The sequence below is a fragment of the Streptomyces sp. 3330 genome, assembly GCF_031456635.1.
Taxonomy (GTDB): domain Bacteria; phylum Actinomycetota; class Actinomycetes; order Streptomycetales; family Streptomycetaceae; genus Streptomyces.
Window position 1 is genome coordinate 1 of sequence record NZ_JAVDVA010000059.1, and the last position, 9,132, is coordinate 9,132.

Here is a 9,132-nt window from a genome sequence, read left to right on the forward strand (position 1 = left end):
ACACCGGACAGCCTCTAACAACCTAGCCCCACACAAAGGCCAGGACCTGGGGAATTACGTGACCGTCGCCCCGGGGAATTACGCCGTCGTCCACAGGCGGCGGACCTCGATGCCCACGTCTCGTTCGACGGCTGCACCTCCAGCCGACCCGGCGGCGCCAGGTTGACCGGACCGACGATTCTAGATCGCTCAGCCTCGGTGATCCTTCGCTTGTGTCCCTGCCCGCCCAGATCCTCATCGACCTTCTAGCCCGTAGCGGATGGAGCGGGAAGACCTTCAGTGCAGGAGTCAGCGCGTCGATGAGCTCGCTGAGCTGTTGGCGGGTCATGCCGGTCAGCTCAGGGTCCTGAAGTGAATACGTCGTGAGGCGATGCGGCCCGCTCGCCGGCGTCTGGTCCGGCGTGCTGCTGGTCGGTGTCGCATCTAGCGGATGCTGGGGGTGGAGGGTGTAGTTCCAGTCGCCATGGAAGCGATGCCGGCTGATCGGCAAGGCAGCGATCTCGTCGTTGCTGACAGGATGCCGGTGGGGTAGGGGTTGGTGTCGAGTTCGGCGTGCACTGTCAGGCCGGTCTTGGTGGTGGTCGCGGCGATGCTCTCGACGATGACTTCGTGGCTGGTCAGAAGCCTTCCGCGCCAGTTCGCGGTGATGTGGGAAAACATCCGGTGCTCGATTCGGTTCCACTTCGATGTCCCGGGAGGCAGGTGGCAGACGGTGATCTCCAGTCCAGCCTCGGAGGCGAACTGGGCGAGTTTGGTCTTCCATGTGCGGGTGCGACACCCGTTGGAGTCCCGCATCGGCGGTGATCAGCAGCCGGTCGGCGGTTGGGTAGGCGGCCCGTCCGGCTCCGTTCCACCAGCGGCGGATGGATTCGACGGCGAAGGCGGCCGTGTCCTGGTCGGTGCCCACGTTGACCCAGCCGGTGTTCGCGACGACGTCGTAGATGCCGTAGGGCACCGCTCGGAGATCGTCCGCTCAGCAACCCAGCGGAAGGTGCCCAGTCCCGTCCCGTGTGGCTGGCCACGCTCTGCGATCGCGGGCCTGATGCCGCGCTGCCGCAAGAGCCGTCGGTACTTGTCGTGGTCGTAGCCGAGGTCGGCGAAGAGCATGCCCGGCCTTCTGCGCGGCCGGCCGACGACTCCAGCCACTGCTGGGATCTTGTGAAACAGGGGCCGCAGCTGGGTGACATCGTTGCGGTTTCCGCCGGTCAAAGACACCGCGAGCGGGATCCCCTGGCCGTCGGTGATGATGTGGTGTTTGCTGCCCGGCCGTGCGCGATCGACCGGGCTGGGCCCGCTTTGGGGCCCTGCGTGCGGCCCGGACGTGGGAGGAGTCGATCACCGCCCGCGACCAGTCCAGCTCGTTCTTCGAGCGCAGCTTGTTCAGCAGCAGCCGGTGCCGTTGGTCCCAAACGCCGGCTTCGTTCCAGGCCGCCAGGCGGCGCCAACACCTCATGCCCGAGCCGAAGCCCAGTTCCTGCGGGAGGTACTCCCACTGGATGCCGGTGTGCAGGACGAACAAGATCCCGCACAGGGGCTACCGGTCGGGCACTCGCGGCCGTCCCTCGACCTGCTTCGGTGGCGGCTCGGGTAGCAACGGCTCGATGAGCAACCACAGTTCATCCGACACGGTCCACGGCCGCGACTGACGCTTCCCCCATGCCCACATCAACGAGCGATCAAGCGGACAGTCACTCCGCTACAACACCCGATGCCTTCCACCCCCGCCTCCGACAACGCAGTCCCATCGCCTGTGAGACAGCACTGGACACCACGTTGACGACCCTGGCTCAAGCCGCATAGCCCGTGTCCAAGATTCAGGGTCAAGACCCAACCGCCGGCTGCCGAGCATCCAGTGCTGAACGACGCGACGTCCTCATTGAACCGAACCGCACTCATCCACGTCTATCTGGTGAGCGGTAAACGTAACAGGACGAGCGCAACTGGTAAGAAAGGTTTATTCATGCCTTACAAAGGTGTAGATCAGACGGAAAATATTAACGCCTGGTACAATTCTCACACTGAACAGCGCGGGTACCTTCCGCCTGCCTCTAGGGCCGGAAATGATGCTTCATACACCAATGTACTGGGGTACTGGCTAAACGGCATTACACGAGGCAGTGGCGCACTTTCCGACTCCGAGGCGGGCGCCATGGCAACGCACGGCTTCAGAGGTTATCTGATCCCTGTCAGCGAGCCTCGCGGTGATTTCCGGTGGAAATTGGCCGAAAGCACTCCGCAAAATTCTGACTTTGTGAGGATGCAGGTCGGTCGTGCACGTGCTGCAGCGGCGCATGCAGTACCACAGGCTGATGCGCCTCAGCAGCCTGCTGCACTTCCTCATGTCAGAGACCTTTTTCCGTCTATATTTCCCGCGGCGCCTGGGCAGGGCAGGGGGCAGCAGCAAGGACCTGGAGCTTCCGGGCACGGCCGTTAACGCAGGTCGCGCCCAACGGTAGTACCAGATTTTTCTCTGGTGAGAGTCTTGGTTAGTAGGGCTGCAGATCCAGTAACAGGTGCGTAGGCCGCAGCCGCGAAATTCGTTGCGACTCCCCAATCCCGGTGTCGGAGCCGAGGGCTTTGACCAGGTCATCGACCGAGCGTGTGGACACGCCGTTGACGTAGGCTGCCATCATGACCGCGTAGAGGGCCTGGTCGATGCGCCGTCGGCGCTTGAGGAGGCTCGGGAAGAAGCTTCTAGTACGCAGCTTCGGAATGGCGAGTTCCAGGTCGCCGACCTGCGTGGTCACCGTCTTCTCCCGACGACCATTGGGCCAGGTCGTGCGTGTCTCGGAGTGTTCGCCCTGCTCGGCGCCGATGTTCGCACTCACCTCGGCCCGTCGTCCCGATCAGTTCCTGCAGCAGCCGCTCGGCGACTTCACGGACGATTTCAAGATCATCGGCCGAGGCAGTGACTCAAGCAGGCAAAGTAGATCATGCTAGTACAAGATCACCGTAAACGTCCTGAATCAAACTGCCCTTTCACTCCGGACAGTTGCACGGTGGCCTGCCAGATGAGCAAAGAGCACCACCGGCAGACGGTGCACTCGAGGGAGTAGAACCAGCGCACTCAAGCGCGGAGATCCCCTACACCATCCAGCGCGCCATCTGCGCAGGGAGTGGTCGGGCATCGCTTCCGGGCTGCACGGTCACGTTCGCCCGTGTGCACGGCCCACGCTTACCCGCCGCCTGTCAGCGCGGCCGACCACTACGACCAGCCCATGTGGGACGCCCCCCGGCGCAACCGACGATCGGCTCCGCGGCCGCGCGCACGGTGAGCGAGGCCCTGACCTGCCGGGCCCTGACCGAATGCGCCGGCTGCGGCGTTGCTGGAACCGCTCCCGGAGAGGACCTCTGCTCGGCCTGCCTCGGCTGGCCGCTCTGCCGCGCCTGGGCGGGCTCCGCACCCCGGCGCGCTCACCCCGACAACCGCAGCCGGTATACCACGTGCGCCTCCGCCCTGACAGACCACGACCTCAAAGGAAGCACCTGGTGACGGGCACGCTCGACACCGCCGCCACCGACCGCGGCTGCCCCGCCGCGAACTACCACGAGGCGAATGGCGATCCCGCCTGACCGCAGGCTTCCGCGCGGCTGAATTCAGCCTGACTCCGTCAGCCAGCCCGATGCGCCACCCGACGCATCGGCACCGCCATTCAAGGCTTCCTGCAACCGATGAGTAGCACGACTACGAAGTGTTGTCGTTGTGGTGGATGAACCCTGGCACGCGTCGTGCCGTAGAAACGGATAGTGACGCGACCCGATAAATCTCAGGAGACGGCTGTTAATAATGTCCGATGAACAAAATATAGCTCTCTTGGCCCAGTTTTATGATTATGCAGTCAGTCAGGGAACTGCAGAATCTTGCGCTGCAACCGTCTCGTTCTTATCGGAGGGCTGTCAAATCGAAGAAGGCACAACCCGTAGACTCGCGCCAGCCGCCATATCCCTCGCTCTGACGGGCGGGCCGATCCTCCAAAGGCACCGCACCTGGATCATGATCGGTAAGGGATATGCGAGCCTTCCGAGAAATCAGCAGACGAAGGTAACCGAACCATATAGACGTTATGCCGAAGTATATCAAAAAGGCCTAGAAAGTGCGCGGGCGACGCGCGCCGGCAGTCGGCAATTGTCAGCCCCGCATGCCCAGGCCCCCCTGTTCCTTGAGCATCAGGAATCCGCCCATGACAGCCCCGACAGGTCATCCGCTTCTCATGTCTCTTCACCCCCGCCCCGTCCGAACCCCATACCTGTCCAACACTCCCGGTCGCAACAACGCTCCGGCGGCCAACAACCGAACCCCCCAGTGTCGCGGCCTGGAATGCCTTCTGCCTTGCCATCCAATGTGGCCAGTCTGTACGCCGCAGCGCACCATCTGCCGACGACGAGGCAGGCGACGTCGCCCCGCAGTTCCCTGACAGGCGCAGTAGGGCCGGAGAACACACTGCAACTGCATGACCCTACAGGTGAGGTAGAGAGAGCTCGCGACCAATTGGATAATCAGCCAACTCTCACTGTTGGTCTGGTCTATTCGCCCCGCGGCAACGCCCCAGGTCGATGAGAGGCAGGTGAAAGTTGGTTGCGGGCGAGACCGCGGTGTCATTACCCCTCAGAACCCGCCAGCATCTCCAATATCACCGGCCTCCCACGCGGACCGTTTACCAGCTAGGAAGGCACTGAAAGTGCTGTAAACACCATCTGAGGGGTCAACATGCTCATCGTAACCAGCGAGGGCAGGAAACTACTTAGTTGCTGTACTGAACCCGGGAGCTGTAGTGACCGTTGCAGTCAGTGAGGCTTTCGCGCTACCGAGTCTGACATGATACGCCATCCTGGTTAGCGCACCTGAAAGCGTCGTGAGCATCAGAATTCCTGGTCGGCTGAGCGTTCACAGTCAAGCCTCATGTGTGTGGCAAGAATCTGGCTATCGCTAACTTCGCATTGCGGAAACGCTCAGCGAGCGACACCCGCCACAACGGAAAAGAGGATGTCATGCCTTCAATTGATGACCACAAGCAGAATATTTTGAAGTTCCTGCAGGAGAATCCTTCCAGTCAGTCCAGTGCAGCAATCAGGGCTGCTGTCTCCCTTAATTCGGCACACATTAGAGATTTCTCGGCCGCCCTTGACGGACTCACCAGGAGCGGCGACATTCATATGGAGCCCCGCCAGGGAAGAGACACGCTCTATAGGCATAATCCTCAGGGCCCAACCAGTCGGGCGGCAGCAGCTAGGGCAAACGCAGTGAAACCGCCGGAATATTCTGCCATCGATCCGCACCCGCAGGCGACAGATCATTTTCAAGGCAGGTATGCGGAAACGCCCTCAGCAAGGGTCCGCAGGGGTCGATAGGAAGACAATGACGAAGAAAAAGATGTTGCACAAGGATCTGAGCTGAGCATCTCCAGTGTATGACCGGGGTTATACGTGCTGAGTGGGTGAAGACGTTCACGAGGCTGTTGAGGTGGCCGTCTCGCGGCACCTGTTCACCGAAAATCGACGTTCCGGACGACTTCGTGGCCGTCGTAGGAGGCCAGGTGGGCGGCGCTCGGGAACGAACTGGCGTCGCCGATGCCGGCGAGGAGGACTACGGAGGTCCTGACTCCGATGCCGTCGGTTCCGCGGTGACCTCGTCGGGCGAGTTCGAGGATACGCAGAGTACGGGGCATGGTGCGGGCGGCGCCCGCACCATGCCGGCTGCGTCTTATGTGTCGGTCTTCGCCTCGCCGGGGAGAGACCGGCAATCCACCGCATCGCCAGTCCGGACAGGTAGGCGACCTGGCAGGCGGTGTACCGGGCGACTGCGACGGGGGGTGCCTCTATGTCCTTGGTCAAGTCTGGTCGGTCATGCGGCGGCCGTTTCGGGGGTGCGTGGTTCGTAGAAGGTGCCGTCGCGGAGCATGGCGAACAGGACGCTGATGCGGTGGCGGGCGAGGCGGAGGAGGGCTTGGGTGTGGGTCTTGCCTCGGGCCCGGCAGCGGTTGTAGTAGCTGCGGGAGGCGGGATCGTGGAGGGCTGCGAACGCGGAGAGGAACATCGCGCACTTCGGCGGGGTGCCGATGACGATCGTCTACGACCGCTCCAAGACCGTCGTGCGCTGGCAAGTTGCCCCCGGTGAGGCGGTCCCGCTGCATCCCGAGGCGGTCGCGTTCGCCGGGCACTACGACTTCGACATCGATGTGCTGGCCGCCTACCGGCCGCAGGGCAAGGGCCGCGTCGAGCGTCAGGTCGGCATCGTGCGTGACCACGTGCTGGCCGGACGGGCGTTTTCGGCCCCGGGGAACATCGGTACAGCGGTTAACGCTAAGCCGATGATCATGGCGTCCAGCACAGGTGGCAGGCCCGGCGGCGAGGTTCGGCGGAAGATCCCTGAGCTCTTGCGGACGCCGATAGCTTCGCGCCCATGCCAGTGGAGTTCCTGACCGATGAGCAGGCAGCGTCGTAAGGCAAGTTCAACGAGGAGCCGACCAGGCCGGAGCTGGAGAGGTTCTTCTTCCTGGACGACGAGGACCGCAAGCTGATCGCGAAGCGGCGCGGGGACCACAGTCGGCTCGGGTTCGCTCTCCAGATGTGCACCGTGCGCTACATCGGCCGCTTCCTCCCGGACGACCCGCTGGACGTGCCGTGGGTCGTGGTCGAGCACCTGGCCGCGCAGCTCGGCATCGAGGACGTCTCGTGCGTTAAGCGGTACACCGAGCGCAAGCCGACACCGTAAGAGCACGCGTGGGAGATCCGGGACGCCTACGAGTACCGCGAGTACGACGATGCGGAGTGTCGCGCCGGTTCCGTACCTTCCTGCACGGCCGGGCCTGGACGCACGCTGAGGGCCCGAAGGCGCTGTTCGACCACGCGGTGGGCTGGTTGCGCCGTCACCGGGTGCTGCTGCCCGGGGTGTCCGTGCTGGCCCGGCAGGTGTCGGAGGCTCGGAAGGTCGCGGAGAAGCGCCTGCACGCGACGGTCGTGGGTGCGGCCCGCCGCGCGGACCCGGCGCTGCCGGGCGAGTTGGTGGCGACGTTGAAGACGCCGGAGGGCTCGCGGTTCTCGGAGCTGGAGCGATTGTCGACGCTGCCGCAGATGGAGAAGGCGTCACGGGTACTCGCTCGGGCGGCGAAGGTGCTGTTCGAGGAGCTGGAGCTGGTCGAGGAGCATGAGGCGGACCTGGACGTGGCCGCGCTGTGGGCGGCGGTGGAGGAGGTCGCCCCGCGCGCTGCCGTGATGACCGCGGCGGCCACCGTGGTCACCCTGGTGCCCGAGGACGAGAACACGGCCGACGTCGCGATGCGGGCCGCGCTCGCGAACCGGTACGCCACCGTCCGCCCGTTCCTCGCGCTGCTAGGCGAATCGAAGGCGCTCGACGCAGCGAGCGCGGGCAAGCGAGTCCTGGGTGGGGTGCGCGGGCTTCCGGCGCTGGCCCGGCGGAAGGTCGGCGTGAAGCCGCTGCTGCCGCGCGAGGTGGACGACAAGCTCGTGCCGCCGGCATGGCGCAAGGCGGTGTACGCCAACCCCGAACTGCCGCTGGGCGCGGTCGACCGGGACGCGTACGTAGTGTGCGTGCTGGAGCAGCTGCACCGGGCCCTGAACAACCGCGACGTCTTCGCCTAGACGAGTAGTTCCGATGTGGCTCAGTGGTCGTAGGCGATCAGTGACCTGGTGATGGGTGCGCCGATGGTGCGGTTGTGCCAGATCGCGCAGGTCATCGCCAGGATCCGCTGGGCCACCCGGACTGCGACTCCTTCGATGGTGCGGCCGCCGTGCTGTTCCAGGTGGAGCCGGCCCTTGAGGGTGTCGTTGACCGACTCGATCAGCTGCCGCACGGTCTTGAGCAGGGCTTCTGCGGGCTGTGGGGTGCCGCGGTTGCGGTAGGAGGGTCGCAGCAGGCTGATATCGCGAGCGGCGAGGAAGCGGTCGAGTTCGGTGGCGATGTAGCCCTTGTCCGCCAGGATCAGCAGCCCCGGCCGGGCGGCTGCCAGACGCGGTTCGTCGTCGATCAGGGCGGCCAGGACCTGCCGTTCGTCGATCTTGGGGTCGGCCAGGGCCCAGGTGAGGGGCAGCCCGGCCGGGGTGCACACCAGATGCAGCTTCAGGCCCCAGTAGAAACGGGAGTGGGAGCGGCAGTAGCCGTAGCCGGCCCATCCCGCCAGCTCGGAGCGGCGCACGGTTTCGCGGGAGCGGGCGCACTCGACGGGCGTGGAGTCCACGATCCACTGCGGGTCCAGCGACAGGTCGGTATCGGCAGCCAGTGACCGGATGGCCCGCTTGACCAGCGGCAGAGCTGCCCGCAGCCGCTTGTTGTAGCCCGGGCGCTGAGGCAGGTACGGGAACATCGGGTGCAGGTGCGCGTGGGCGAAGCGCAGCCAGCGGGCCTCGCAGTGAAAGCCCAGTATCGCCTGGGCCACCGCCAGGGTCACCAGCTCGGCATCGGTCAGCCGCGGCGGACGCCCACGCCATCGCGGGGTCTTCAAACGGTCATCGACATGCACGTACAGTGCCGTCAAGAGGGTGTCTAAATCGGTCGTCACAAACCGATGTTGGACACCCTCCTTTTGTCTGAGAACCCTGCAATTGGAACTACTCGTCTAGCTCAGCAGCGCGCCTCCGCCGGCGAGGATCGCCTTCGCAAGCGCACGGTGCTCGGCTGGGTAGACCGGGGCGGCGATGCGGGTTCCCAAGACGGCGAACGTCCGACCGCCCGCGGTGAGCGTGGCCTGGTGGGCGCATACCTACACGCAGCGCAACACTGTCAAGCAGTGCATCAATCGCCTCAAGCAGGGGCGCAGCCTGGCCACACAAACCGACAAACTCGCCATCGCCACCAGGCTGCACTCCACTTCGCTGCCATCCTCATCTGGGCACGACGACGTGCACCCCAATTCGTTGACAGGCGAAGCACCCTTAAGCCAGCCTTCGGACGCCGGATAATGCGACGACTGCAGCCTTGCCCGCAAAGCCTGGACAAGGCTGAGAGTTGATCTCCGGCTCATCCACCTCGGCTATACCTCGGTGAACTCGGTCTATGACCAATGGCCCGAATCAGACGGTCACTTCGACGTAGTGTTTGCCTTGGTCGTTTTCTACGATCAGGGATTTCACCTGGTCGATGGGTATGGCTGCGGAGCCGGAGAGGTCGAGGCCTTC

The 9,132-nt window shown here is 64.3% G+C and carries 2 protein-coding genes and 8 pseudogenes; 2 read left to right on the plus strand and 8 right to left on the minus strand.

What is annotated here, in order from left to right:
• Positions 1–22: 22 nt before the first annotated feature.
• The 6 pseudogenes from J2X68_RS40455 to J2X68_RS39900 all read right to left on the minus strand — a co-directional run.
• Positions 23–961 (minus strand): annotated as a pseudogene (locus J2X68_RS40455) (ISAzo13 family transposase); the annotation flags it as partial.
• Positions 961–1,666 (minus strand): annotated as a pseudogene (locus tag J2X68_RS39885) (IS5 family transposase); the annotation flags it as partial. The pseudogenes J2X68_RS39885 and J2X68_RS40455, both read right to left, overlap by 1 nt.
• Before the next feature lie 859 nt (positions 1,667–2,525).
• A pseudogene (locus tag J2X68_RS39890) lies at positions 2,526–2,834 on the minus strand (transposase); the annotation flags it as partial.
• A 2,627-nt stretch (positions 2,835–5,461) separates the two neighbouring features.
• A pseudogene (locus J2X68_RS39895) lies at positions 5,462–5,609 on the minus strand (transposase); the annotation flags it as partial.
• Positions 5,609–5,835, minus strand: a pseudogene (locus tag J2X68_RS40460) (transposase); the annotation flags it as partial. The pseudogenes J2X68_RS40460 and J2X68_RS39895, both read right to left, overlap by 1 nt.
• A 7-nt stretch (positions 5,836–5,842) precedes the next feature.
• Positions 5,843–6,043, minus strand: a pseudogene (locus J2X68_RS39900) (IS110 family transposase); the annotation flags it as partial.
• On the opposite strand from J2X68_RS39900, the pseudogene J2X68_RS39905 reads away from it, so the two are divergent.
• A pseudogene (locus J2X68_RS39905) lies at positions 6,036–6,273 on the plus strand (IS21 family transposase); the annotation flags it as partial. The pseudogenes J2X68_RS39900 and J2X68_RS39905 sit on opposite strands and share 8 nt — an antisense overlap.
• Before the next feature lie 127 nt (positions 6,274–6,400).
• A pseudogene (locus J2X68_RS39915) lies at positions 6,401–7,596 on the plus strand (DUF4158 domain-containing protein); the annotation flags it as partial.
• Between the two features lie 23 nt (positions 7,597–7,619).
• Here the strand turns inward: J2X68_RS39915 and J2X68_RS39920 are convergent.
• The gene (locus tag J2X68_RS39920) at positions 7,620–8,516 is read right to left on the minus strand and encodes an IS982 family transposase (RefSeq protein WP_310437506.1); all 897 of its coding nucleotides are present in this window, start codon (positions 8,514–8,516) and stop codon (positions 7,620–7,622) included.
• Positions 8,517–8,573: 57 nt separating this feature from the next.
• A complete protein-coding gene (locus J2X68_RS39925) occupies positions 8,574–8,666 on the minus strand; it encodes a hypothetical protein (protein ID WP_310437507.1) in 93 nt (30 codons plus the stop codon).
• Positions 8,667–9,132 lie beyond the last annotated feature (466 nt).